This is a genomic window from Flavobacterium sp. NLM (assembly GCF_002210235.1).
Lineage (GTDB): Bacteria > Bacteroidota > Bacteroidia > Flavobacteriales > Flavobacteriaceae > Flavobacterium > Flavobacterium panici.
The window spans coordinates 85,600-111,293 of sequence record NZ_LIAC01000013.1; the positions used below are offsets into that span (position 1 = coordinate 85,600).

Below are 25,694 nucleotides of genomic sequence, written 5' to 3' on the forward strand. Positions count from 1 at the left end.
TAAATTTAGGCTACTTTTTCGATTATTATTAATTCATTATGAACTTCAATGCGGGGCAGCATTTTTGAAGTAAATAATTGTGCGTTTATCTCTGTAATGTATTTTCTGTTTCGAACATTATGCGCTTCATCGAGAATCATGGTGTTGAATAAAATGAAGCCCTGATCTTTGAGAAGAAAACAAACTCGTTCGCTAAAAAACTTTTCGAACAAAAAGTTTGGCATATTAGTATCTTCAAAAATATCAATAATTATTAAATCGTAACGATCTTTTGTTTTTAAAACAAACTCAAAAGCGTCGTCAATGATAATTTCAAGCTGCTTGATCTCGTTTAAATTAAAATACTGATTGGCAATTTGAATCATTTCAGGATCGATTTCAACTCCGGTAATTTTACCTTTATAATTAATTTCGTCAACAAGGGTTTTGATTACGCTTCCGCCGGCAACGCCAAGAACAAGAATATGCTCCATTTGTAATACTTTATCATAACCTATATTTCGAAGGCCATACCTTAATATACGCTGTAAACTTCCGTAAGAATAATTTGTGTTTTCAGAATCTAAAACCAATTCTCCATTTGCCCAGGTAACTTCGATCACTTTACTTCGTGCCGATTTTTTTTTGAAGATTTTAATGGGATATAGATAACTGAACAATTTTTGAATCATTTTGTAATGCTTTTACTCAAAAATACCATTTTAAATCTTTTATTTTGCAAGAAATATTAAATTTTAATGAAGAAAAGACTATACAAATTCATCTTTTTTAAGCTAATGGGCTGGAAGATAGTAGGAATAGAAAATGCTGAAGTGAAAAAATGTATTTTAATGGTTATGCCGCATACCAGTAATCACGATTTTTATATTGGTCTTTTTACCCGCGGTATTTCCGGCTTACAAATGAACTGGGTTGGGAAGAAAGAATTATTCAAATTTCCGTTTGGTTACTATTTTAGAAATGTTGGTGGTGAACCGCTTGACCGCACCGGTGGATTAAATAAAGTAGATTCTATCGCTGCGATTTTTGATCGTAAAGAAGTTTTTCGCTTGGCTGTTGCGCCAGAAGGAACACGAAAAGGTGTAACCGAAATCAAAACCGGATTTTATTATATAGCGCTTAAAGCGAATGTGCCAATAGTTCCCGTTGCTTTTGATTGGGGAAAGAAAGAAGTTAATTTAGGAAAGCCTTTTTATCCGACAGGAAATTATGAAGCCGATTGGGAAATTTTAAAACAGCACTATAAAGGTGTTTTAGGAAAAATTCCTGAAAACGGAATTCAGATCTAATTTTTTGATGTTTTTCCAGATTCGTGAGAATCCCTTAAATGAAAATTATTTAAAAAAATTTTCAAATACGCGAAATTTTCGATCTATGGGACATAAGCCTTAAAAGTTCCGTTTTTATAGAAAATTACAATTTTCTCAATTTCGTCTTCTTCAAAACTCAAATTTGATTTTTTGGTTTCGATCAAACTTTTAATCGGGGATTTATTTTCTTCTTTATTTAATGGAGTAAATAAATCTTCTCCAGAATAATTTTCATTTGATGAAGAAGGGGAGTCTGAATTTATATTTTGAAAATTCGGAACTGTTTCATTTTCTGATTTTGGAAAATTTCCTTTTCCAACTAGAATCCAATATAAGTCTACTTCTGGAAAAACATCCAAAATTTTCATGACAAAATCAAGACTTGGTTTGTTTCTGCCAGAGAGAAGGTGAGACATACTGGAACGCTGCACGCCAATTTTATCTGCAAATGAAGAAGCATTTAGTCCGTAATAATCCAGTATAATTTCCAGTCTTTTTACAAAATCATCGATGTTTACCATTGTAAATTCTAGTTTAAATTACACGTGTTTACAAATGTAACTAAAAAGATTTGATAATACAATTTTACAGTTGTAAATCGTTCAAATTAAATGTTTATGGTGCAATTTTAACTCCATATAAAAACATATAACTCATTGAAATATAACATATTGATGTTTTATACTTAAAGTAATAACAATTGTTAACTGGATTTTACTGGAATCCTTAAAACTCACTAATAAATCTGTTTACATTTCTAAATTCTCTTTATTTTTTCATGTTTACAATTGTAAAAATAAAGATGTTTACTTTTGTAAACTAATCAAAACACAATGCATTTAGAAGAATTATTTAACCAATACAAAGAGCATTCTATTGAAGGAAGATACCTGACTTTAGATCATATTCAACCTTTATTAGACAAATTAAATACTGATAATCAAGTTAAGGTTATTGGAAAATCTGTTTTAGGAGAACCTATATATAGTTACGAAATTGGAACCGGAAAAACACGTATCTATTTATGGTCTCAAATGCATGGAAATGAAAGCACGACAACTAAAGCGCTTTTTGACTTTATTAATGTATTAAACAGCAAATCTGATTTTGCCGAAAAAATGCTTTCAACATTTACATTTTATGCTATTCCAATATTAAATCCTGACGGTGCAAGACTTTATACACGTGAAAATGCGAATAAAATTGACTTAAATCGCGATTCTCAAAACCTTACACAACCAGAAAGTAATGTTTTAAGAGAAGTTTTTGAGACTTTTAAGCCTCATTACTGCTTTAATCTGCATGATCAGCGTACTATTTTTGGCGCTGGCGATACTGGTAAGCCTGCAACTGTCTCTTTTTTAGCTCCGTCTTATAATGAAGAAAGAGAAGTGAATGAAAACAGACAAAAAGCCATCAATTTAATTGCCGGAATTAACGATGAATTACAAAAATATATTCCTGGACAAGTTGGAAGATTTGACGATTCATTCAATATAAACTGTATAGGTGATACTTTTCAGTTTTTAGGAGTTCCTACCATATTGTTTGAAGCAGGTCATTTTCCTAACGATTATGAAAGGGAAATTACAAGAAAATACATATTTTTCTCACTAATTTCGGGCTTTAAACTCATAAGCGAAAACGATTTAGTTGTCAATAGAAATTCTGATTATTTGAATATTTCACAAAATAAAGTCGTTTTTTATGATTTTATGTATAAAAATATCAAAATAAATTATGATGGTATCGAAATTATTACGAATTTTGTCGCACAATACAAAGAAGAATTGATTGAAAATAAGATTCATTTTAATGCTTATATAGTAGAAGCAGGCGAATTGGAAAATTATTTTGGTCATTATGAATACGACGGAAATGAAGCTGTTTATTCTGATGATTATCTTAATATTCCGAAAATGAACCAAAAAGCAGATTTTTATTTAAATAAAAATACTAAATTTGTTAACGGGTTGATAAAAAGTTAATTTTTATGTGAATTTGTTGTTTTTTATATATATTTTTATACTTTGTAATAGCAATTAGTAATATTAATTAAAGAATTATGAGTAAATTTCGTTTAGATGAAGTAGATCACCAGATTTTAGATATGTTAATAGACAATACGAGAGTTCCGTTTACTGACATTGCAAAAAAACTATTGATTTCTGCTGGTACAGTACACGTTAGAGTAAAAAAGATGGAGGATGCCGGTATCATCATGGGGTCTTCATTAGCCTTAGATTACGATAAATTAGGTTATTCATTTATTGCTTATGTTGGGGTATTCCTTAATAATACATCACAAACTAAATTTGTATTAGAGCGTATCAATCAAATTCCATTCGTAACAGTTGCTTCTGTAACGACAGGAAAATTCAACATCTTTTGTAAAATTAGAGCAAAAGATACAAAACATGCAAAAGAAGTTATCTTCATGATTGACGATATCGATGGTGTATACAGAACTGAAACTATGATTTCATTAGAGGAAAGTATTAACGATAAGAAGCGTTTGATGCATACTATTTTCAAAAATATGTAAGAATCCCTCTTGAATGCTATATTAAAATATAACCTCAAGTTTATTCTTGGGGTTTTTTTATGACCAATTAACCAACCAACTATAAAAGAATTTATGTACACGTTGCCAAAAATAGAACGTTTTAACAAAGACGTTCTCTCTAAATACCATATTTACAATAGTGTTTTCATAACATTACCATTTGACTCTATTGATAATACAGGTGTTTTACTGCCGTTATTTACAGAAACCTGCGAAACGGGATTTAAAAAACAGGAAACCCCAAAAGAAATTTTTGATTTCTTTTCAAACAAGTTCCTGAACAATGCTTCAGAAACGGAAAAAATCGACTTAATGTTTCGATTTATCCAATATATAGAACGTCAGATTGTATTGTTTGACGCTATCGAAGATGCTGCTTTTCCTGAAGTTAACAATATGGAAGGGCGAGGATCTTTGCGTGATATCAAAGAAAAATCAGATGCAAAAGAAAAAGACGACGAATTAGTTAATTTTTTAGAAAATTTCAATGTACGTACGGTTTTAACAGCGCATCCAACTCAGTTTTATCCTGGCCCAGTTTTAGGAATTATAAACGATTTGACCGAAGCAATTCGCCAAAATGATTTATTACAGATCAAACAATTATTGGCACAGCTGGGAAAAACACCTTTTATTCAGCATGAAAAACCAAACCCTTACGATGAAGCCGTTAGTTTGATTTGGTATCTTGAAAATGTATTCTATGCTACAGCGGGAGAAATTGTACATTATTTACAGAAAAATATTAATGACGGAAATCAAATTCAGAACCAATTAATAAAATTAGGATTCTGGCCGGGAGGTGACCGTGACGGAAATCCATTCGTTACAACAGAGATTACACTGAAAGTTGCAGATCGTTTACGAACTTCAATTTTGAAGTGTTATTATGTTGAAATGAGAAATTTAAAAAGAAAGCTAACTTTCTCAGGCGTAGATACTTTAGTGTCTGATCTTGAACATAAACTTTATCGTTCAGTATTTTATTCTAAAGGTGAAATTTTTATCACTTTAGATGAATTATTGACACAGCTGAATACAATTCGTACTATCATTATTGAAAAACATCAATCTTTATATTTAGACGAATTAGAAGCTCTTTTGGTAAAAATCAATTTATTCGGATTCCATTTTGCAACTTTAGATATTCGTCAGAATAGTAAAATTCATAATGTTGTATTTAAAGATGTTGTGAATTATTACTTAAACTCAGGTTCAGATACTTTTCCGAAAAATTATTATGAATTGACAGAAGATCAAAAAATTGATGTTTTATCAAAAATAAAAGGAGATTTAAATCCTGCTGATTTTGAAAACGAAATTACAAGATCAACTTTAGAATCTGTTCAGGCAATAAAAACCATTCAGGAAAACAATGGGGAAGAAGGTGCAAATCGTTACATTATTAGTAATAACGAAAGTGCCCTAAACGTAATGGAAACTTTTGCGATGATTCGTTTGAATAATTGGGAAAATCCAACTGTTGACATTATTCCGCTTTTTGAATCTGTAGATGATTTACAAAATGCGCATCAAATTATGGAGCAATTGTATACCAATCCTGAATATTCTAAGCATTTAAAATCAAGAGGAAACGAACAGACCATTATGCTTGGTTTTTCTGACGGTACAAAAGACGGTGGTTATTTAATGGCTAACTGGAGTATTTATCAGGCTAAAATTTCGTTGACTGAAATTTCAAGAAAATACGGAATTAAAGCTATTTTCTTTGACGGACGCGGCGGACCTCCTGCGCGTGGTGGTGGTAAAACACACAAATTTTACGCTTCTTTAGGGCCAAAAATTGAAAATAAAGAAATTCAGATCACGGTTCAAGGACAAACAATTAGTTCTAATTTTGGAACTTTAGATTCTTGCCGTTTTAATATTGAAAACTTACTAAGTGCAGGTGTAACCAATCAGGTTTTTGGTAAAGAAAAAAATGAGTTAACTCCAGACGAAACTCAAATCTTGACGCAATTAGCTAATTTGGGTTATGATAAATATTTAAGTTTTAAAAATCACCCGAAATTTATTCCTTATTTGGAAAAAATGAGTACGTTGAAATATTATTCTAAAACAAACATTGGAAGCCGCCCATCAAAAAGAAGCAAATCTGAATCATTAGATTTTGCAGATCTAAGAGCGATTCCATTTGTAGGTTCCTGGAGTCAGTTGAAACAAAATGTACCGGGATTTTTTGGAGTTGGAACAGCTTTGAAACATTTTGAAGAATCAGGACAATGGGATAAAGTAAGTGATTTGTACCACAATTCATTATTCTTTAAAACGTTGTTGGAGAACAGTATGATGTCATTGGCAAAATCATTTTTACCATTAACGGCATACATGAGAAAAGATCCGGAATTTGGTGAATTCTGGCAGATTATCTATGACGAATTCTCTGAAACAAAACGTCTTTTATTGAAAATTGCAGGTCATAAAACCCTAATGGAAAATTATCCTGATGGTATAGCATCAATTCAAATAAGAGAGCGTATTGTATTGCCGTTGTTAACAATACAACAATACGCATTGTTGAAAATTAATGAATTGAACAAAGAAAATTCTGCAAATGAAGAGCTAATCAAAGTTTACGAAAAAATCGTAACTAGATCTCTTTTCGGAAACACAAATGCAAGTAGAAATTCAGCTTAATCGTAATTTGTAAACTTTAAAATTATAAAAATGATTGCAAGTCAGTTACTAGAAAATGAATATTCAGGTCATTTTGGAACTTATATCAGAGAAGCCGGCGATGGGAAATTAATTGAAGAATTAGAAATTTCTCTTCATGATTTCATCCGATTTGTTCAAAATATTCCAATGGATAAATTTGATTATCGCTACGCAGAAGGGAAGTGGACAATTAAAGATATTATTCAGCATATTATAGATACTGAACGTATTTTTGCTTATCGCGCTTTGAGATTTTCAAGAAATGACAAAACGCCTTTGCCTAGTTTTGAAGAAGATGATTATGCAAATAATACAGAATCAAATAAAAGAAGTATTCAGGATTTATTAACTGAACTTTCTGCTTTAAGACATTCAACTTTATTATTTTACAAAAGTTTATCTGAAGAGCAGCTTAAAAGACTTGGAACGGCTTCTGGTAATCAAATTTCTGTTCGAGCTTTAGGTTTTGTTATAATTGGACATCAAAAACATCATCAAAAAGTTTTTGAAGAAAGATATTTGTAAAAGCATAAAATTATAAAAACTAAAAAAATCCTGTGAAGTAAATTCACAGGATTTTTTGCTTTTGTCATTTCGAGAAACGAGAAATCGCACTAGAAACTCGACAAAGATTACGATTCACCATAAGGAAATACTTGTGCGATTTCTCCTTTCGTCGAAATGACAAAAAAATCGCATTAATCCACGCCTTCGCGATAGCGAATCCGTAAAATCCGCGTGCCATCTACGCGAATATTATTTACCAATTAAATGCTTTCTCTCTAAAAACGCCAATCCAAATCGAATTTTATCATAAGACATTTTCTCTTCAAAGTATTCGTAGTAAGGTCGTAAAGCGCTAGGATTTTCTAATTCTAATTGAGCTTTTTTAATTTCAATGATTTCTTTATCAGAAACAAACTGACTTAAATCAAAATCGTTTCCGTCAACATATAATTTAGCTAAATGAGAAACAATTGTGGTTTCTCCCAGATTTCTTTGTCCGGCGATTTCTTCAATAGAAAGTCCATTTAGAAACAACTCTAAAGTTTTAGCATACGTGCTTTCCTTTTTGTCTTTCTTAACGACAGATTTATTTCTTTGAAACTCAATAATCGCCTTAATGAATTCTGCCCCGTATTTTTCAAGTTTTGCTTTTCCAACACCTTCTACAGCAAGGAAATCCTCATCGCTCATTGGTCTTAAAATTTCCATGTGTCTTAGCGAAGCATCGCTGAAAATAACATAGGCCGGAACTTCTTCTTCCTGAGCAATTTCGTAACGTAATTTTCGAAGTGTTTCAAAAAGAGAATTTTTAGCAGCAGTTTTTGCTTTCTCTTGTTTTACTTCATTTTTATCAATTACTTTCTTAACAACCGTTGTCAGTTTTACTTTTTCACCCTCAAACAAAACTTTTTTTGCAAAAGGGGTTAATAAAATTTTATTATGCTGATGAAAAGCAATTTCACAATATCCTAGATTAATCAGCTGAATTAAATATTGATTCCAATCGTACCAGGAAATATCGGCTCCAATTCCGTACGTTTTTAGCGTTTGATAATTTTTTTCGTAGATATATGCGTTTTTTGAGCCTCTTAAAAAATCAACAATCACAGCTAAAGGTTCAGATTCCTGTAATCTGGTAATAGCCGAAAGTGCTTTTTGCGCGAGAATCGTTCCATCAAAAAATGTTGGCGGATTTTTGCAAATATCGCAATTACCGCAATTTTCTGTAACGAGTTCTCCAAAATAAGAAAGAAGAATTTTTCGCCTGCAGCTTACTGCGTCTGCATATTGCTTCATTCGTTCTAATTTGGCAAGCTGAACATCAGAATTTAATCCTTCAGAAGCAAATTTTTGAAGCTGAATCACATCTGCATAACTTTCAAATAAAACTGTTTCAGCTGGTAATCCATCGCGGCCTGCACGCCCAATTTCCTGATAATAGCCTTCAATATTTTTAGGCAAATTATAATGAATTACCCAGCGAACATTTGATTTGTCGATTCCCATTCCAAATGCAATTGTAGCACATACAACCTGACAATCATCATTTATAAACTGATCCTGAGTTTTTGCTCGTGTTGTGTTGTCTAAACCGGCGTGATAAGCTTTTGCAGCAATTCCATTTTTTGATAATTTCTCCGCAAGTTCTTCGGTCGTTTTTCTGCTTAAACAATAAATAATCCCAGATTCGTTAGGCTTATTCTCGACAAAATCAATAATTTGTTTTACACGATCTAAAGCTGGTCGCACTTCAAGACTTAAATTTGCGCGATCGAAAGAGGCCACAAAAGTTTTTGGACTTTTTAAATTTAGCTGTTTGGTTATATCTGCACGTGTTGCTTTATCAGCTGTTGCAGTCAAAGCTAAAACAGGAGTAGAAGGGAAGCGGTTTTTTAAATATCCTAAATTGGTATATGCCGGCCTAAAATCATGCCCCCAAGAGGAAATACAATGGGCTTCGTCAATTGCAATTAAACTGATTGTTAATTCGTTAAAAACATTATCTAAATACGATAAACTTTCGGGAGCAATATAAACGAGTTTAAAATTATTCGATTTTAAATTATCAATATAAAACTGCTGTTCTTCAGATGATTGACTGCTGTTGATGTAACATGCGGCAATTCCGTTTGTTTTTAAACTATCAACCTGATCTTTCATCAAGGCAATTAAAGGCGAAATAACAATAGTTATTCCGGGTAATATAAGTGCTGGCAGCTGAAAACAGATTGATTTTCCACCACCGGTAGGCATAATAGCTAATGTATCCTGTCCGGATAAAATAGTTTTTATTATCGTTTCCTGATTTGGCCTGAATTTTTCAAATCCGAAATTTTCTTTCAGTTTGGCGTGTAGTAATTCTGATTTCATATTGGCGAATAATTTATATTTTAAATATATTTCTTAAAATATAAATATAGTAATTTTCTTATAATTTGTTTGTATGGATAAATAAAAAAGGAACTCAAAATAGAGTTCCTTTGTCTTTATTTTAAAAGTAAATGATTAATCTTCGTCGTCCTCATCTTCGTCATCATCAGCAATATCGTCTGGATCTCTGTCATCATCGTCATCATCTCCACCGTCAACGTCTGGTTTATCAAGATTGTCATCATCGTCATCATCGTCTGCAGCATCATCATCAAGATCAATACCTTTAACTGGCTCGATTGTATCAACATCAAGATCGATATCGTCATCTTCATCATAATTTTCGATTCTGTCAGCAAGTTTAGTACTGATTTTTACTAAATAAATAGTGTCTTCAGTACGAACTTCAACAGCTTCTACTAATTCGTTTTTAGCGTTTCTAAAACGGATAACATCCGAATCATCATAACCATCAGGAAATTTTTCAACCAAAAGGTTTAAAATTTCGTTTGTCAGTTTGGCGTAGTCTACTATAACTCTTTTCATAAAAATATCCTATAAATCTAATAAATATGCAAAAATTAATGGTGCAACAATTGTAGCATCCGACTCTATAATAAATTTAGGGGTTTTGATATCTAATTTACCCCATGTGATTTTTTCATTTGGAACTGCCCCTGAATAAGAACCGTAACTTGTTGTTGAATCAGAGATTTGGCAGAAATAGCTCCAGAAAGGAACATCATGCATTTCCATATCCTGGTATAACATTGGCACAACGCAAATAGGGAAATCTCCAGCGATACCACCACCAATTTGGAAGAATCCAATACCATTTTGGCTGTTTTTTGAATACCAGTCAGCAAGGAAAGTCATGTATTCGATACCAGATTTCATTGTAGATGCTTTCAAGTCACCTTTTATTACATATGATGCAAAAATATTACCCATTGTACTATCTTCCCATCCCGGAACAATAATAGGTAAATTTTTCTCAGCAGCAGCATACATCCAGCTGTCTTTTAAGTCAATTTCATAATATTCTTCTAAAACGCCTGATAATAACATTTTGTACATGAATTCATGTGGAAAATAACGTTCTCCTTTATCATCAGCATCTTTCCAAATTTTATAGATGTGTTTTTGCAAACGTCTAAAAGCCTCATGCTCAGGAATACAAGTATCTGTAACACGGTTTAATCCTCTTTCCAGTAAAGCCCATTCGTCTTCTGGTGTCAAATCACGGTAATTAGGAACTCTTTCGTAGTGAGAGTGAGCTACTAAATTCATGATATCTTCTTCTAGATTGGCTCCAGTACATGAAATAATTTGTACTTTATCTTGTCTAATTATTTCCGCAAAAATTTTACCAATTTCTGCTGTACTCATTGCACCAGCCATACTCACCAACATTTTAGATCCATTTGCTAATTGTTGTTCGTATTCTTTGGCTGCATCTACCAGTGAAGCAGAATTAAAGTGTAAATAATGTTTTTCAATAAACTGACTGATTGGTCCTTTCATTTTGTTTTTTGTTTTTTTGTTTTTTTTGAATTAAAAGTTTTTAACCTTTTGGATATATGCAAATTAATAATTTTCTAATTATTAACCTTAATTAATTTACAGTTTTTTTTTACAATTTTTTCTTGTAACCTAATATTTTTAATACGTCGTCTGAAGTCTGTTGTTCAGAGAAAACTTCTGTTGCCAGAATTCCATTTTCATCGCGATCTATCAAAATATGTTTAGGCTGCGGAATCAAACAGTGGTGCAAACCTCCGTAACCTCCAATTGTTTCCTGATAGGCTCCAGTATTAAAGAAACCAATATACAATGGCTTTTCTTTGTTGTATTTAGGGAGATAAATGGCGTTCATATTTTGTTCTGAATTGTAATAATCATCACTATCACAAGTCAATCCACCTAACAGAACCCGCTCGTAAGTATCATTCCAGCGATTAATCGCCAGCATAATAAAACGTTTATTGATAGCCCAGGTATCCGGAAGGGTAGTAATGAAAGACGAATCGATCATATTCCATTTTTCTCTATCATTTTGTTGTTTTTGATACAAAATCTGATAGATAGCTCCACCGCTTTCACCTACAGTAAACGATCCAAATTCAGTAAATATGTTTGGAACATCAACTTCGGCTTCATCACAAGCTATTTTAATTTGATTGATAATTTCATCAATCATATATTGATAATCATATTCAAATGCCAGCGAGTTTTTAATTGGGAAACCGCCTCCAATGTTCAAACCATCAAGAGTAGGGCATTCCTTTTTAAGTGCAATGTATACTTTAATACATTTTACAAGCTCGTTCCAGTAATATGAAGTATCGTTTATTCCGGTATTAATGAAAAAGTGAAGCATTTTAAGCTCTAATTTATCATTTTCCTGAATTTGTTTTTTGTAAAACGATACGATGTTTTTATAACCAATTCCTAATCTTGAAGTATAAAACTCAAATTTAGGCTCTTCTTCGGCAGCAATACGGATTCCAATTTTGAATTTTCCTTTGATTTCTCCCTGAAGTAAATCAAGTTCTTCGTAATTGTCAATAATCGGAATAGTGTTTTTATGCCCGTTATTAATTAATCTCGCAATATTATTAATGTATTCGTCTCTTTTAAAACCATTACAAATTACATAAGTACTTTTGTTGATTTTACCATTTTCTAATAAATTCTCGACAATATTAACATCAAAAGCAGATGATGTTTCAATGTGAATGTTATTCTTGAAAGCTTCATTCATAATGTATTCAAAATGAGAGCTTTTTGTACAATAACAATAGTAATATTTTGCTTCGTATTTATTCTTTTCCATTGCGTTTCTGAACCAGGCTTTTGCCTTATTGATGTTTTCAGAAATTTGAGGTAAATAAGTAAACTTTAATGGAGTACCATATTGTTCAACCAATTTCATCAAATCGATGTTATGAAACTGAAGGTTGTCTTTGCTTAGTTTAAATTCCTCTTGAGGGAAGTAATAGGTTTGATTTATTAGGTCCGAATATTTTGTATTCATTTATATTTCAATATTTTAAGTAGTAATTATTAAATTTAGTGATTTTCTTCTAAATTTAAAATTCAAACTCTAATATTAGCAAATATAATTTGCAGTTTTTCGTGTTCTGCTTTCGAACATTGGAAAACATCAAAACAAAACGGGCTTTTACTATTATAAAAACGATTCAACATTCTAAGTAAAGAACTGTTGAGGCGGTTTCTGTAAGAGCTGAATTGTCTTTGTTTATTGTTTGTTTTCATTGTGGCAAATGTAAAAAATAATATATACCAAAAGCAATGCTTTTAATTAAAAAAAGTTTAAGATTTATAATCCTGAAACGCAGCTAGAATTAATTTATTTTCAACGGATTGGTTAATTTTTATCTTTCCGATTCCTTCAATTAAGGCAAATTGAATCAATCCGTATTCATTTTTTTTGTCATGAATAAGCAATTCCAGGATAGGATCGATGTCATTTTCTTCAAATTTTACATCGTCATAAATTGCTTTTATAGCCGTTTTTATTTCAGAATATTCTTCGGAAGTAATTAAATCTTTATGAAGGGAAATATAACTTTCTAAGATCATTCCCACAGCAATTGCTTCACCGTGTAATAAAGTTGTTTTAGATTCACTCTCTAAAAAGTAGCTTTCGATGGCATGACCAAGAGTATGTCCGAAATTAAGTGCTTTACGGATATTTTTTTCTGTTGGGTCCTGAATTACGATTTCGTTCTTAATTTCAACCGAACGGTAAATCAATTGATCTAATGCATTATAATCAATAGCACCAAGATCAAGAAATTCTTTCCAGTAAGCTGCATCATAAATTAAACCGTGTTTCAGCATTTCTGCAAGTCCGGAACGCATCTCGCTTTGTGGTAAAGTTTCAAGATATTCGGTATCGATTAAAACCATTTGCGGAACATTTATAACTCCAATCTGGTTTTTAAGATTTCCTAAGTCAACTCCGGTTTTTCCTCCCACAGAAGCATCAACCATAGATAACAGAGTAGTAGGGATATTTATAAAATCAACACCTCTTTTAAAAGTTGAAGCTACAAAACCACCTAAATCTGTTACAACACCGCCTCCAAGATTAATTATAAGTGATTTTCTATCTGCCCCAAGTTCTGTTAAAACATGCCAGATTTCAATACAGGTTTCTATATTTTTATTGGCTTCTCCTGCTTCAAACTCTATAATTTCAATATTTAAATCTGTTTCAATTACAGGTAAAAGTTTTGGCAGGCAATACTCATTTGTCTCAGTATCAACAATAATAAAAATATTTGAGTATTTATTTTCTTTTAAATGTTTATTTAAAGCTTCGTATGCATATTGGTTAAAATGCACGAGATAATTGTTCGCTTGAATAGATTGCATAATTCTTCGGTTAATTGAAACCGCAAAATAAGGCATTTTTAACTAAAATATATTCAAATTTTGACCCTAATTTGTTTAAAAACGAATCATTCTAAATTAATTTTTAACAGAACAGAAACTATTCACACATCTTAAGTAATTGTTGTGCATCAGAATAGTTTTTGCTTTTTGATATATTTAAATATTTGCACGCATTAGTTTTGTCATTTTCTTTTAAATAACAAATTGCAAGGAAATATTCTGTTTTCCCGCCATTTAAGCCGGGATATTTTAAGGCATTCAGTAAGTAATTGATCGCTTTTTTTGACTGGCCAACTTTTAAATAATAGAATCCAATATTTTGTGCAGCGTAAATACTTTTTGGATCGATTTTTAAAGCTTTTTGGTAAGACTCCAAAGCTTCATCCATTTTTTTCTGTTCTTCAAAATTTTGTCCTTCCGTAATTAAATCGGCAATCAAAAGATCATTTTTGCGTTTTTTTAATGCTGCTTCATCTGCAAAATTATTATTTTGACTCGTAGCTATTAACTGTTTGGCTGCAGGATAATTTTTGTCTTTTGATAAATTAAAATATTTAAGAGCATTCGTTTTATCATTTTCTTTTAAATAAGCAATACCTAAGAAAAACTCTGTCTTTCCACCATTTAAACCAGGGTATTTTAATGCTTCAAGTAAAGCATTTATTGCTTTTTTGTTTTGGCCTTGCTTTAAATAATTGAATCCTATATTTTGTGATATATAAACATTTTTAGGATCAATTTTTAATGCTTTTTCATACGATTGTAAAGCATTGTTTAAATCAGATTTATTTTCAAAATTTTGACCTCCGACTAAATAACTGGTAATTAAAAGTTCATTTTTTTGTGCCAGCAATACACTATCCTGAGGATTCTTTTTCAATCCTTCATCAATAAACTTAAGCAAATTTTTATAATTATAACCTGAAAATCTAAGCCCTTTCAATGTAATTTCCGAGACTTTAGGCATTGGTCTGTATTGTGTAAATAGTTTGTTTTGTTTTAATATTTCTAATGTATCTTTTCTTGTTATCGCCATTAGAATTGAGTTCGTAAAAATCTGATAATTTCTAGGACGAGTATTGAAAGCTCTTTTTATATATATATAAGCACTATCTAAATTTCCTCTTTTTTTAGCTATAAGATGTTTATAATAATCAATACTTCCGTCATAATTATTTATTTTATTGGCTTTTGAAAGGTACTTTTGAGCTTTATCATATTTTTTTTCACGTATATAATAAATTGCTGCATATTGACAATATGACTCTGAAGAACTTGTAACATTTGGATATAAAGGCATTTTTTTTACAATTTCATCTCCAGTTAGAACTTTTTTATCGTCAGTATAAAGTTCATCCATTACAATTAAATACTGCAGATTCGATACTCTATAGATTCTAAAAGCAGAATAACTAAGTATTGTTGTTATACCTATTAAAATAACTATTATAACTTTTAATGAATTAGTATTATTTTTTATGCCACGATCTGATTTTAAATTATTACTCAACGTCAAAGCAATTATTAAACTAAAAAATATTGACATCGTTGGCCTGTACATAGGAAAATTGAATACTGAATCTATTCCATAAACAATTAAAAGTAAAAGTGTTAATAAGGCTATTATTTTTGTTTCTTTTTTTTGCGATTTTAGTATTCTTTTCAGATTTATAAAAAATACAGAAATAAAAATTGAAATAAAAATTAATCCATTTATTATTCCGGTTTCTGCTAAAATTTCAAGAAAATCATTATGCGTATGTAAAGAAGCTAAAGAATCATTAGCAATAGTTTTTTCATAAGAAATTGATTCTACCTGATAATTTCCCAATCCAATTCCAGTAAAAGGTGCGCTTTTAGTTATTTTTAATGCGTTATTCCAAAAAGCCAGCCTTAGCTGCGAAGACGTATCGTCAGCATTTATCTGTGTTATCTTTTTTTCTAAAGAGGTATATCTTCCTTTGTCTTTTGACTTTTCAAAAATTGAATTGGCAAATAATATGGCAGTCAATAGCGGAATTATTAAAAGCAAAACCTTAGAAAATGTTTCTTTTTTAAATGAATATTCTTTTAAGAGATAAAATATATAAATTGAATAAATCAAAAACAAATTAATCAGAGGTGTTCTGGCTCCTGTTAAAAAAATAACAGCAGTAACTGAAAATAAAATAAAAACTGAAAACCATTTTTTATATGTTTTAAAGTATGTTATTCCAAGAAGTAAAAAAGGGACTTTTATAGTTAAACTGGCTGCAAGAATATTTATATTTCCTGTATTTCCTTTCATTGTGTTTAACAAAGCCATAATTGAAGCATTACGAGGAATAATTACAAAATGACAAAGCTGCTGCCATGATTGAATTAATGCACTTATACTTATTATAAATACAATTTTATATATGAGATCTAGTTTGTTTTTTAAAAGGATAGAGATATTTATAAATAAACAAAATATAATTACTATTTCTGTAAATTTTGTAAATACTAATGATGTGTTCTTTGCAACAAAATAAGATATAGCACAAAAGAATAGAAATGCGGCATATAATTTAAAAATAATGCTCTTTTTTAAAGAAGAAAAAATATCAGGAAAAAGTAATTGCGAATTGCAATAAAAATAAACACTAATAATTATATTTAATACTGAGAGGTATAAAAACTGTGGATGAATAATTTCTGCAGCCTTAAAATAAGGTATAAAATCGATTATTAACAAAGAAGATATAAAAAGGAGAACTATAAAATTAGGAATTGAGTGTCTTCCTTTTAGTTCATTCAATATGCTGTTGGTATTGTTGTTTTCCATTTTGTTCTAATTTTTTGCAAAATTACGCCCTAAGGGTGTATACAATACGACTTTTTTATATCAAAAAAAGTCTTTTTAAGATTGTCATATTTTAAAAAAACGATCGCATTTAATGCGAAATATTGAAAACAGTAATTATCTTTGCACAAAAACTAAACTTAATGGAAAAAATATTCGATAACACTCAGGTTGCTTTTTCACTTAAAAGTGATACAGAACTTGACAGGGCTTATTTTCTTTTTAAAATGATTGATAGTGAGCCTTTAGTACGTATTGGAACTGCTGTTACAAATTTTGCAATCAAAGCACATCTTCCGGTTGAAGGATTGATTCGTGCAACGGTTTTTGATCATTTTTGCGGCGGAGTAAATGAAGATGACTGTTTAACCGTAGTAGATAAAATGTTTACCAAAGGCGTTTCATCTGTATTAGATTATTCAGTAGAAGGAAAAGAAGAAGAAGCACAGTTTGATGCGGCTTTAGAAATGACCTTAAAAACTATTGAATTTGCAAAAGAACGTTTAGCGATCCCGTTTGCAGTATTTAAACCAACAGGTTTAGGGCGTTTTGAATTGTATGAGAAATTAGGAGAAAAACAAACTTTAAGTCCAGCAGAACAAGAAGAATGGAATAGAGTTGTAAATCGTTTTGATCAGGTTTGCAGTGAGGCTCATAAAAAAGATGTTGCCTTATTGATTGATGGTGAAGAAAGCTGGATGCAGGATGCCGCTGATGAATTAGTTACGGATATGATGCGTAAATACAATAAAGAAAAAGCTATTGTATTCAACACTTTACAAATGTACCGTTGGGATCGTTTGGATTACTTGAAAAAATTGCATGAAGTGGCTAAGGCCGAAGGTTTCTTTATTGGAATGAAATTGGTTCGTGGCGCTTACATGGAAAAAGAAAACAAACGAGCTGAAGAAAAAGGATATGTTTCGCCAATTTGCGTTTCTAAAGAGGCAACAGATATTAATTATGATGCTGCTGTTCACTATATGTTAGAGCATTTAGAAACAATGTCCATTTTTGCTGGAACTCATAACGAATTGAGCTCTTATAAACTAATGGAAATGATGGCTGAAAAAGGAATTGCCAAAAACGATAAAAGAATTTGGTTTGGGCAATTATATGGTATGAGCGATAATATTAGCTACAACTTAGCTGAAAACGGTTATAATGTAGCAAAATATCTTCCGTTTGGGCCTGTAAAAGATGTTATGCCGTACTTGATTCGCCGTGCCGAAGAAAATACTTCTGTAGCAGGACAAACAAGCCGCGAATTATCTATGATTAAAGCTGAACGTAAACGTAGAAAAGGGAAATAATAGTTTTCAGTCTCAGTTTACAGTTACACATAAAAAAAGCTCCAATTAAAATTGGAGCTTTTTTATTACCTTAATTCTTTATGTAAACTGGACTAAAGTCCAGCCCTACAATATGGATCGAGCCAGAGGCTCTTTTTATAGTTCCGAAGGAACAAATTATGTTGTAGAGCTGGATTTTAGTCCAGTTTAAATACAATATGGATCGATCCAAAGACCCTTAGATAGTTCCGAAGGAACAAATTATATTGTAGAGCTGGACTTTAATCCAGTTTAACTACAATATGGATCGATTCAAAGGCTCTTAGGTAGTTCCGAAGGAACAAATTATATTGTAGAGCTGGACTTCAGTCCGGTTTAACGTGTTCATATCCAAAAAATGCAAACCCGACAGGTTTAAAAATCTGTCGGGTTTGCATTATAATTGAAATTTGGAATTTTTAAATTGAAATTTATTTAAGAATTACTAAACTGTAGATTGCTTAAGTTTTTATAAATTCCATTTTCCAGATTTATTAATTCCTGATGCGTTCCTTCTTCTGAGATTTCTCCGTTGTCCAGAACTAAAATTTTGTCTGCATTTCTGATCGTCGAAAGGCGATGAGCAATGATAATACTTGTTCTTCCTTCCATTAATACTTCTAAAGCTTCCTGAACTAATTTTTCGCTTTCGCTGTCTAAAGATGAAGTTGCTTCGTCTAATATTAATATACTTGGGTTTTTAAGTAAAGCTCTTGCAATTGCAATACGCTGACGTTGTCCGCCAGATAATTTAACGCCGCGTTCTCCAACTAATGTTTCAAATTTCTCTGGAAAACCGTCTACAAAGTTGAATGCATTTGCTTGTTTTGCTGCCAATATTATTTCTTCATCAGATGCATCTGGTTTTCCGTAAGCGATATTTTCTCTGATAGTTCCGCCAAAAAGAATAACATCCTGCGGAACAATACTCATATTTCCGCGAAGTGCTTCTAAATCATAATCATAAATATTTTTTCCGTCAACAGTAATTTCTCCCGAAGTTATATCGTAAAAACGCAATAGGAGAGAAGAAATAGTAGATTTTCCGGCGCCACTTGGGCCTACGATTGCTATTTTTTGTCCAAATTCTGCAGAGAAATTTACATTTTTCAATACCTGAATTTCCTGACGTGTTGGGTAACTGAAAGCAACATTATTAAAGGTTACGTTTCCTTTTATTTTTTCCTGCGTTGTATTTGAATCTGAATTTATTTTCTCCGGACTTTCATCTAATAATTCAAAAACACGTTCTGTAGCTCCAATTGCTTTCTGGATTTGGGCATATAACTCGGCAATTCCACCAAAAGAAGCACCAACAAAAGTTGAATACAAGACGAATGAAATTAATTGTCCAACGCTCATTTCGCCGGCAATACTTAATCGAACACCAAACCAAACTACGGCTACAATTGCGCCAAATAAACAGAAAATAATAAATGAGGCAAAATAACCACGGTATTTACCGCCTTTTATAGCCAGTTTTACAACATCGCTAATTTTACCTTTATAACGTGCAATTTCGTACCATTCGTTAGCAAAAGCTTTTACAATGCTGATTCCCTGCATCGTTTCTTCAACAATAACCTGGCTTTCTGCAACCTGATCTTGTACTTTTTTAGAATATTTTCTAATAAATCTTCCAAAAACTACTGCAGCAATAGCAACTAAAGGCACAACTGAAAGCATTAATAAAGTCAATTTTAAACTTTCTGTAGCTAATAAAATTACACCACCAATAATTAAGATAAACTGACGTAAAAACTCAGCAATTGTTGTAGTTAATGTATCCTGAATTTGTGTGATATCGGCGCTGATTCGGCTGTTTAATTCTCCAACTCTTTTTTGGGAGAAAAACGTCATTGGCAGTTTTACCAAATTGGTATACAAAGCCAAACGCAGATTTGCCAGCGTATTTTCGGTAAAATTTACGAACAATGATAATCTGAAGAAAGAAAAAAATGACTGCAGAAACAGAATTAAAATTAATCCAAAAGCTATTTTATTAGCTTCGTCATTGTTTTTGTTTTTTACACAATCTACAAGCATTCCCATTAATTTAGGAAAGGCAAGGGCAGTAGCGCCAGTTAAAAGCAGAAAAATTAATCCGATGAAAAATTTCCATTTGTGGTTTCCTGCGTATGTAAATATTGTTTTTGCTTTGTTAAGAGAAGTAGCTGTAATTTTTGATTTAGGTAAATCGTTTTCTTTATATCTAGCCATTAGAATATACTGTTTTTAGGTATGCAAATGTATGACTATAGCAAAAGATTACAAAGCATTATTAAGAATTAGAAACCCAGATTTCGTTTTTTAACGAAATTATAAGAAAACCTGGAATTTTATTTCTTTTTTAAGAAGCTGAAAAATAGGTTTCTAAATAAACGCATGAAAAAAATATTAGATTTTTTTTGAAATATACTTGCAAATACAAATTCTAGCTGTATATTTGCACTCGCAATCACAAAATGATAGCAGCCTAGTAAAATAGGGCGATTAGCTCAGCTGGTTCAGAGCACCTCGTTTACACCGAGGGGGTCGGGGGTTCGAACCCCTCATCGCCCACCAAGAAACTCCTTAAGAAATTAAGGAGTTTTTTTATGTCTATATTTTTAATTTATGTTTCCTCTATAGTACTAACCTCATATTTAATATCAGGCGCGTTGAAGTTCAAAATTCAAAAATATTTTCTACGGTTGAAATTTGTATATTAGCTAAACGTTTCACCTTCAAATTGCGACAGAATACAAAGTCGAAATACGTTAGTCAACAGTATGATAAATTCACAAACAGACATGAAAATCTAAAATGGACACATTTAGCACATTCGACTATATTTCATATCAAAAAACACCCAGAAATAAAATCTTTCTTCCACAAAACCTTGTTTCATTTTTAGAACAAGGCGAGAAAGTTGTATATTATTCTGATAATAAAATATCTATTACGAACAACCAATTTGTGATACTTTCTTCGGGAAATTGCTTAATGACCGAAAAACTTCCGGTGAACAATAATTATCGAAGCACTATGTTGTTTTTTAGCAATACAGCCTTAAAGAATTTTTTTGTAAAATATGCTTCTATTATTAACCAAATTTCACCTAATCCCAACAAAATAATTAAGCCATTTGCAATATTCGAAAAAGACCAGTTTATTAGAAATTTTATCACTTCACTTAAACTTATCCAATCCAAACCTGCAATATTTTCTAATAAAATGCTTGAATTGAAATTTGAAGAACTAATGCTTTATCTTCTTGAAATATATCCGAATGAAATTCTTTCATTCCACACAAAAAATCTGGAAGAATATTCTAATTTTGAAATACGAAGAGCCGTTGAACTAAATATAACAAACAATCTTACAATAGAAGAATTGGCTTTCTTGTGCCATACAAGCGTTTCTACTTTTAAGCGGAAATTTGTAAAAATCTACAATCTTGTACCAAGCCAATACTTTCTGCAACAAAAAATAGAAATGGCAAAATTGTTATTGTTGCAAAACGAAAATCCAAGCGAAGTGTTTTACAAAGTTGGCTATGAAAATCATTCAAGTTTTTCACAATCTTTTAAACGAGTTCAAGGCATTAGTCCTAAACAATTTCAGCAAAGAAATCTGAATGTTACTCAACAGCTTTTGAATGATTAGCGATAACTCTACAACATAAACGCCTTCTATTTTTGCAGTAAATTTAAACTCAAAAGAAATGAATAAAAGGTATCTTATGGAAATTGCTAACTATAGTAATTGGGTTGATAACAGCATAATTAAATGGCTCGAACAAATTAATGATGAACAATGGGATAAAGAAATTACAAGCAGTTTTAATTCTGTTGCAAAAACAGTAACACACATTGTTAGTGCTAAAAAAGTTTGGATCGATTTTTGGAAAAACACACCTAATCCTGTTTTTCTTTCAGCTAATTTCACCGGGACAAAAAAAGAATTGATTGAAATTTGGAAAAAAACAATGGATGATTATGATAATTTTATTGAGGGTTATCCAGAAGAAAATTACACACAAATAATTTCTTTCAGCGTAAGAGACGAAGAATGGAGCATGGAATTTGCTCAAACTGTACTACATCAAAATAATCATGCCACCTATCATCGAGGACAATTAATAACAATGTTGCGACAAATAGGCTTTACTAATTTTTCTAACACTGATTTGGCAACTTATTTTATCAAAAAAAAGATATAGTAGATTATAATGATGATACTAAACAGACTTGAAAACTAATACTTTTAAGTTTTTAATCATCAAAAAATGTCAAGATTGGAATTAAGTGTTCGATTACTGTCTCAGACACTTCACAGAATTTTAAAACTCCAAAGTCATTTGATTTTGGAGTTTATTTATAAAAAGCTTTACAAATGCTGATTTTAATTCCCTAACTTTATTTTATATTAAACATTTATAAAAAACTGAAGTTATGAAAACTAGAATGATTTGGGGAAACTTGGTTACTCACGATTTACAAAAAACAATTCAATTTTATACAGCATTAGGTTTCAAGCAAAACGGGAAAGAAACAAATGAACTGGTAAGTTTTATTATTGCAGAAAACCATTTTATAATAAACTTTTTTACTCCAAAAAGATTTGAGTGGGCTTTAAAGGGTAAATTGACTAATACAAATGCTGAAAATGAAATTATCTTTTCATTATCTGCAGACAGTAGAGAAGAAGTAGATCTTTGGCTTGATAAAGTTAAAAAAGCTGGTGGCACAATTTTCTCCGAACCTGAAGATTTTGAAGTAGGCTATACCTTTGGTTTTGCCGACCCTGATGGTCATAAATTCAATTTTTTATATTGGCCGGGAATGTAATTATAACAGAAATGAAAAAGCTCCATTAAAAAATAATGGAGCTTTTTAAATTATTTACTGGATTAATTCTCAACCAATTCAATATCCATAGTCTTTATAAGTCCGTTCTGGAAAGTATAAACATGTTTTACCAATCCGTCGAACATTAAATTGCCTTGTAAATCTTTTACATTTTGGTGCACTTTGACTTCCAGACTTCCGTTTTCTCTTTCGGTAAAACCAACTGGATTAACTTTTGGGTTTATTTCTGTCCATTGTCTTGTCCAATATTGCTTGATTTCATCGTGTCCGCTTATGTAACCGCCTTCCCAGGCTTTTGACCACTTTACATCTTTCTGCATTGTCGATAATGCGTTGTCAATATTTCTTTCGTTAAATGCAGAATATGCTTTTTCAATAACTTCTTCTAGTTGATTTGCCATTATATTGATTTTTGATTGATTTCTATGCTAATATAAACATTCTTTAGACAAGGAGCTCACTCAACCTTAAACCTTTCATTTTTACAGTCAATAATCAATTTATGATTTAAAAAGATTTTATTTCCAATCATTCCCTGCATTCCGGAGCGTTTCATTAAAAAAGTCTGCATTTTTGAAACCCCTTCAATATATGTTACTTCTGAAATTTTTAATTGTGTGTCTCCAAACTGCATTTTTTTATTTGCAGAAGCAGAAATCACAGTCAATACATTTCCCCAGGAATTTCCTTTTTCTACTTTTAATTTACTGTTTTTGAGTTTGTATTTTTGCCATTCTTCTTTATTTATAATCAATTCATAGCCGCTTGTACCAGAATCATAGAGCAATTTTAAATCTTGGTTTTCAATTTTTGCAGGAAAAAGAAGTTTACGTTTCTTAAATTCAAATTTTGTAAATCCGTTTTCAATTTCATTTTCTGTAAATGAGCATGTGTTATTTATGAAATTCAATGAAACTATTCTTTTTTCTAATAAATCGGTTCCAATTGTCCCTATAATATTGACAGAATTTGGATTGTCTAAATCAGCTTTTTTACCATAATCTAACAATTGAAATTTTTTAGAAGAAATACTTAGATTCTTTACTTTGAAGTTTAATGAAACATCTTCTTTAAAATCAATTTGTGAAGGAAATTTTTCCTGAACAGATTGTAGTGATTTTTTGTAGAAAACAGTTATTGGCGAACCAAAATCCAGCTGCATATAAAATGTTTTTTTTATGCCTTTTAATTCAACAGGCAAAAGAAGAGCGGCATACGGATTTCCTTCATCTGAAACCCATTTTACAGAAGCGTTTTCTGCATTTCCCGAAACCTTAAGATAGTTTTCCGGTGGACTAAATTTTCTGTCAAAATAAAAATAGCCGCCAATTAGTGAAAGGACAATAAGAGCTACGAAAGCCAGCACGATTTTTTTAATTATTTTCATTACAATTTTTTCTGCAATATTGAGAATTGTAATGTGATTAAATCAAAAAACGGATATGACTTTTTTACGTCAATTTAACGACATTGATTATAAGATACTGTATTTCAGTTTTATATATAAATCTGATTTTTGAGTTAAACTCATCCCATTTTTAAAAATTATATAAATATTTATAACTTTTAACAACACTAAGAAGACAATAAACAGTGGAAAATTCAGTGAAAATGCTTTCTGAATAAACGGACTTATAAGCATCAAAGTTCCTAGAACAAAAGTGTAAATAATCTGCACTGTCAAAATACTTTTTCCTAATTCTTTTGCTTTTGGTTCTTTCGATTTATACGTCAAAATAGATGGAAAAATAATATTTCCAAATGGAATAACCAGAGAAGACAAAGCAGAAAAATTAATGAGTTTAGCCCGTTTAATTTCTGGAGTATCTTGTAAATCTGAAATTAAATCTTCGGGTTGAACTTCAAATGATTTGGCCAAAGCTTTGAGCGTAAAACCTTTTGGAATATTTCCCGCTTCAATTCTTTGTATTGTTCGCAATGAGAGCCCTGATTTTTCAGCAAGCTCAGTCTGAGTCAGATATTTTTCTTCTCTCAATATTTGAACTTTTGCTTTCATTTAATTAATTGTTTAAACTATTATTTCGGAGGCATAGTATCACTAATACTCAGCGTATACGATAATTTTGGATAAGTAAAATCCATAGTAAAATTTTCCTGTCCTCTCAATTTATAAAATTCTGATTTTTGATCTTCATTTGCCAATTCTAATAATTCTCCGTTAGAAAATCTAGGTTTATTATCATCAAACTGAATAAAGGTTTTGGATTTTCTAAAAGTAATTCCTAGCCATTTATTTGCTTCGGATGTTTTTTGTTTTGGCACAGCTTCTAATATAATTTTATGAAGAAATGCCGTGTTTGCCGACAACGGAAATAAAACAACAGAATTATGATTTAAAACAATATCAAATTCTTCATCTGTCGCTTTATCTTTTACTTTAAGCTTTCTTAAGTTTTTTTCAGATAGTTCTTCCGGATTTTCATAACAGCTGAAAAGCCCAATATAAGAGCCTTCTTCCAGATCTAAAGCCTGATCTGAATGATATTTCATCGTAGCATAACTTGAATCGTAAACTTCAATTAATGCATTATTAAAATCAACTTTGGGTAAATTATCTATGTTATTCTTTTCAATTTCAGCATTTAAACTAGCTATTATGGATTGATGTAATGCAGAAAATTGGTTAGCCGGAATATTATAAATCGTAGTTGTTCTTACTATTGGCACACCATTATCTTTAACATCAACTAAATGATTTCCGAGTCTGCCTTTTCCTGTGATTTCAAAATCAGCAGAATGCAGCAATTCATTAAATAAATTATTTTCGATTGGAAGGATAATCTTTTGAAAGTCTTTCATTTTAGGAAA

The 25,694-nt window shown here is 31.1% G+C and carries 22 protein-coding genes and 1 tRNA gene; 10 read left to right on the forward strand and 13 right to left on the reverse strand.

Annotated features, from left to right (window positions below):
* Positions 1 to 5 precede the first annotated feature (5 nt).
* The gene (locus tag APR43_RS16185; RefSeq protein WP_053473237.1) at positions 6 to 671 is read right to left on the reverse strand and encodes a spermidine synthase; all 666 of its coding nucleotides are present in this window, start codon (positions 669 to 671) and stop codon (positions 6 to 8) included.
* 66 nt (positions 672 to 737) lie between these two features.
* On the opposite strand from APR43_RS16185, the gene APR43_RS16190 reads away from it, so the two are divergent.
* Positions 738 to 1,289: a 1-acyl-sn-glycerol-3-phosphate acyltransferase gene (locus APR43_RS16190; protein ID WP_053473236.1), complete on the forward strand. Its 552-nt coding sequence runs from the start codon at positions 738 to 740 to the stop codon at positions 1,287 to 1,289.
* 83 nt (positions 1,290 to 1,372) lie between these two features.
* Here the strand turns inward: APR43_RS16190 and APR43_RS16195 are convergent, their stop codons facing one another.
* Positions 1,373 to 1,831, reverse strand: coding sequence for a helix-turn-helix domain-containing protein (locus APR43_RS16195; RefSeq protein ID WP_053473235.1), 459 nt, complete (start codon positions 1,829 to 1,831; stop codon positions 1,373 to 1,375).
* Positions 1,832 to 2,143: 312 nt separating this feature from the next.
* Here APR43_RS16195 and APR43_RS16200 point away from each other — a divergent pair, with 312 nt between their 5' ends.
* From APR43_RS16200 to APR43_RS16215, 4 genes are all read left to right on the forward strand, one after another.
* Positions 2,144 to 3,298, forward strand: a complete 1,155-nt coding sequence (locus APR43_RS16200; RefSeq protein WP_053473234.1) for a M14 metallopeptidase family protein — start codon at positions 2,144 to 2,146, stop codon at positions 3,296 to 3,298.
* 77 nt (positions 3,299 to 3,375) lie between these two features.
* Entirely contained in the window at positions 3,376 to 3,855 is a 480-nt protein-coding gene (locus tag APR43_RS16205; protein ID WP_008468989.1) for an Lrp/AsnC family transcriptional regulator, read from the forward strand.
* Positions 3,856 to 3,948: 93 nt separating this feature from the next.
* Positions 3,949 to 6,534 carry a phosphoenolpyruvate carboxylase gene (locus APR43_RS16210; RefSeq protein ID WP_053473233.1) on the forward strand — a complete coding sequence of 862 codons (2,586 nt, stop codon included), beginning with the start codon at positions 3,949 to 3,951 and terminating at the stop codon, positions 6,532 to 6,534.
* A gap of 30 nt (positions 6,535 to 6,564) precedes the next feature.
* A complete protein-coding gene (locus APR43_RS16215; protein ID WP_053473232.1) occupies positions 6,565 to 7,080 on the forward strand; it encodes a DinB family protein in 516 nt (171 codons plus the stop codon).
* A gap of 231 nt (positions 7,081 to 7,311) precedes the next feature.
* On the opposite strand, the gene recQ is transcribed toward APR43_RS16215, so the two are convergent.
* From recQ to APR43_RS16250, 6 genes are all read right to left on the reverse strand, one after another.
* Complete coding sequence (gene recQ, locus APR43_RS16220; protein WP_053473231.1) at positions 7,312 to 9,432, reverse strand: DNA helicase RecQ; 2,121 nt, start codon at positions 9,430 to 9,432, stop codon at positions 7,312 to 7,314.
* A 135-nt stretch (positions 9,433 to 9,567) separates the two neighbouring features.
* A complete protein-coding gene (locus APR43_RS24510) occupies positions 9,568 to 9,978 on the reverse strand; it encodes a hypothetical protein (RefSeq protein ID WP_053473230.1) in 411 nt (136 codons plus the stop codon).
* A 9-nt stretch (positions 9,979 to 9,987) separates the two neighbouring features.
* The gene (locus APR43_RS16230) at positions 9,988 to 10,956 is read right to left on the reverse strand and encodes a deoxyhypusine synthase family protein (RefSeq protein WP_053473229.1); all 969 of its coding nucleotides are present in this window, start codon (positions 10,954 to 10,956) and stop codon (positions 9,988 to 9,990) included.
* Between the two features lie 109 nt (positions 10,957 to 11,065).
* Complete coding sequence (locus tag APR43_RS16235) at positions 11,066 to 12,469, reverse strand: decarboxylase (RefSeq protein ID WP_053473228.1); 1,404 nt, start codon at positions 12,467 to 12,469, stop codon at positions 11,066 to 11,068.
* 299 nt (positions 12,470 to 12,768) lie between these two features.
* Positions 12,769 to 13,836 carry a 3-dehydroquinate synthase gene (aroB, locus tag APR43_RS16245; RefSeq protein WP_053473262.1) on the reverse strand — a complete coding sequence of 356 codons (1,068 nt, stop codon included), beginning with the start codon at positions 13,834 to 13,836 and terminating at the stop codon, positions 12,769 to 12,771.
* A gap of 118 nt (positions 13,837 to 13,954) precedes the next feature.
* A complete protein-coding gene (locus APR43_RS16250; RefSeq protein WP_053473226.1) occupies positions 13,955 to 16,663 on the reverse strand; it encodes an O-antigen ligase family protein in 2,709 nt (902 codons plus the stop codon).
* A gap of 161 nt (positions 16,664 to 16,824) precedes the next feature.
* On the opposite strand from APR43_RS16250, the gene APR43_RS16255 reads away from it, so the two are divergent.
* Positions 16,825 to 17,994 (forward strand): proline dehydrogenase family protein, encoded by a 1,170-nt coding sequence (locus APR43_RS16255; RefSeq protein WP_053473225.1) that lies wholly within the window; start codon positions 16,825 to 16,827, stop codon positions 17,992 to 17,994.
* A gap of 453 nt (positions 17,995 to 18,447) precedes the next feature.
* On the opposite strand, the gene APR43_RS16260 is transcribed toward APR43_RS16255, so the two are convergent.
* On the reverse strand, positions 18,448 to 20,232 hold the full coding sequence (locus tag APR43_RS16260; protein ID WP_053473224.1) for an ABC transporter ATP-binding protein: 1,785 nt from the start codon (positions 20,230 to 20,232) through the stop codon (positions 18,448 to 18,450).
* 267 nt (positions 20,233 to 20,499) lie between these two features.
* On the opposite strand from APR43_RS16260, the gene APR43_RS16265 reads away from it, so the two are divergent.
* From APR43_RS16265 to APR43_RS16280, 4 genes are all read left to right on the forward strand, one after another.
* Positions 20,500 to 20,577: transfer RNA gene (locus APR43_RS16265), tRNA-Val, on the forward strand.
* A 240-nt stretch (positions 20,578 to 20,817) separates the two neighbouring features.
* On the forward strand, positions 20,818 to 21,660 hold the full coding sequence (locus tag APR43_RS16270) for a helix-turn-helix domain-containing protein (protein WP_053473223.1): 843 nt from the start codon (positions 20,818 to 20,820) through the stop codon (positions 21,658 to 21,660).
* A 58-nt stretch (positions 21,661 to 21,718) separates the two neighbouring features.
* Positions 21,719 to 22,216 (forward strand): DinB family protein, encoded by a 498-nt coding sequence (locus APR43_RS16275; RefSeq protein ID WP_053473222.1) that lies wholly within the window; start codon positions 21,719 to 21,721, stop codon positions 22,214 to 22,216.
* A 232-nt stretch (positions 22,217 to 22,448) separates the two neighbouring features.
* A complete protein-coding gene (locus APR43_RS16280; RefSeq protein ID WP_053473221.1) occupies positions 22,449 to 22,844 on the forward strand; it encodes a VOC family protein in 396 nt (131 codons plus the stop codon).
* A 62-nt stretch (positions 22,845 to 22,906) separates the two neighbouring features.
* Here the strand turns inward: APR43_RS16280 and APR43_RS16285 are convergent, their stop codons facing one another.
* The 4 genes from APR43_RS16285 to APR43_RS16300 form a co-directional block, all read right to left on the reverse strand.
* Positions 22,907 to 23,266 carry a nuclear transport factor 2 family protein gene (locus APR43_RS16285; RefSeq protein WP_053473220.1) on the reverse strand — a complete coding sequence of 120 codons (360 nt, stop codon included), beginning with the start codon at positions 23,264 to 23,266 and terminating at the stop codon, positions 22,907 to 22,909.
* 56 nt (positions 23,267 to 23,322) lie between these two features.
* Entirely contained in the window at positions 23,323 to 24,252 is a 930-nt protein-coding gene (locus APR43_RS16290; protein ID WP_053473219.1) for a hypothetical protein, read from the reverse strand.
* Between the two features lie 87 nt (positions 24,253 to 24,339).
* A complete protein-coding gene (locus APR43_RS16295; RefSeq protein WP_053473218.1) occupies positions 24,340 to 24,882 on the reverse strand; it encodes a helix-turn-helix domain-containing protein in 543 nt (180 codons plus the stop codon).
* A gap of 20 nt (positions 24,883 to 24,902) precedes the next feature.
* Positions 24,903 to 25,685, reverse strand: a complete 783-nt coding sequence (locus tag APR43_RS16300) for an alpha-ketoglutarate-dependent dioxygenase AlkB (protein WP_053473217.1) — start codon at positions 25,683 to 25,685, stop codon at positions 24,903 to 24,905.
* Positions 25,686 to 25,694 lie beyond the last annotated feature (9 nt).

What these genes read in the sequence shown, in the direction of transcription:
- APR43_RS16300 (WP_053473217.1), bottom strand. Translation starts at nt 25,685, where the DNA reads ATGAAAGACTTTCAAAAGATTATCCTTCCAATCGAAAATAATTTATTT.
- APR43_RS16185 (WP_053473237.1), bottom strand. Translation starts at nt 671, where the DNA reads ATGATTCAAAAATTGTTCAGTTATCTATATCCCATTAAAATCTTCAAA.
- APR43_RS16250 (WP_053473226.1), bottom strand. Translation starts at nt 16,663, where the DNA reads ATGGAAAACAACAATACCAACAGCATATTGAATGAACTAAAAGGAAGA.
- APR43_RS16205 (WP_008468989.1), top strand. Translation starts at nt 3,376, where the DNA reads ATGAGTAAATTTCGTTTAGATGAAGTAGATCACCAGATTTTAGATATG.
- APR43_RS16270 (WP_053473223.1), top strand. Translation starts at nt 20,818, where the DNA reads ATGGACACATTTAGCACATTCGACTATATTTCATATCAAAAAACACCC.
- APR43_RS16280 (WP_053473221.1), top strand. Translation starts at nt 22,449, where the DNA reads ATGAAAACTAGAATGATTTGGGGAAACTTGGTTACTCACGATTTACAA.
- APR43_RS16290 (WP_053473219.1), bottom strand. Translation starts at nt 24,252, where the DNA reads ATGAAAATAATTAAAAAAATCGTGCTGGCTTTCGTAGCTCTTATTGTC.
- APR43_RS16210 (WP_053473233.1), top strand. Translation starts at nt 3,949, where the DNA reads ATGTACACGTTGCCAAAAATAGAACGTTTTAACAAAGACGTTCTCTCT.
- aroB (WP_053473262.1), bottom strand. Translation starts at nt 13,836, where the DNA reads ATGCAATCTATTCAAGCGAACAATTATCTCGTGCATTTTAACCAATAT.
- APR43_RS16275 (WP_053473222.1), top strand. Translation starts at nt 21,719, where the DNA reads ATGAATAAAAGGTATCTTATGGAAATTGCTAACTATAGTAATTGGGTT.
- APR43_RS16235 (WP_053473228.1), bottom strand. Translation starts at nt 12,469, where the DNA reads ATGAATACAAAATATTCGGACCTAATAAATCAAACCTATTACTTCCCT.
- APR43_RS16200 (WP_053473234.1), top strand. Translation starts at nt 2,144, where the DNA reads ATGCATTTAGAAGAATTATTTAACCAATACAAAGAGCATTCTATTGAA.
- APR43_RS24510 (WP_053473230.1), bottom strand. Translation starts at nt 9,978, where the DNA reads ATGAAAAGAGTTATAGTAGACTACGCCAAACTGACAAACGAAATTTTA.
- APR43_RS16230 (WP_053473229.1), bottom strand. Translation starts at nt 10,956, where the DNA reads ATGAAAGGACCAATCAGTCAGTTTATTGAAAAACATTATTTACACTTT.
- APR43_RS16195 (WP_053473235.1), bottom strand. Translation starts at nt 1,831, where the DNA reads ATGGTAAACATCGATGATTTTGTAAAAAGACTGGAAATTATACTGGAT.
- APR43_RS16285 (WP_053473220.1), bottom strand. Translation starts at nt 23,266, where the DNA reads ATGGCAAATCAACTAGAAGAAGTTATTGAAAAAGCATATTCTGCATTT.
- APR43_RS16215 (WP_053473232.1), top strand. Translation starts at nt 6,565, where the DNA reads ATGATTGCAAGTCAGTTACTAGAAAATGAATATTCAGGTCATTTTGGA.
- APR43_RS16190 (WP_053473236.1), top strand. Translation starts at nt 738, where the DNA reads ATGAAGAAAAGACTATACAAATTCATCTTTTTTAAGCTAATGGGCTGG.
- APR43_RS16295 (WP_053473218.1), bottom strand. Translation starts at nt 24,882, where the DNA reads ATGAAAGCAAAAGTTCAAATATTGAGAGAAGAAAAATATCTGACTCAG.
- APR43_RS16255 (WP_053473225.1), top strand. Translation starts at nt 16,825, where the DNA reads ATGGAAAAAATATTCGATAACACTCAGGTTGCTTTTTCACTTAAAAGT.
- recQ (WP_053473231.1), bottom strand. Translation starts at nt 9,432, where the DNA reads ATGAAATCAGAATTACTACACGCCAAACTGAAAGAAAATTTCGGATTT.
- APR43_RS16260 (WP_053473224.1), bottom strand. Translation starts at nt 20,232, where the DNA reads ATGGCTAGATATAAAGAAAACGATTTACCTAAATCAAAAATTACAGCT.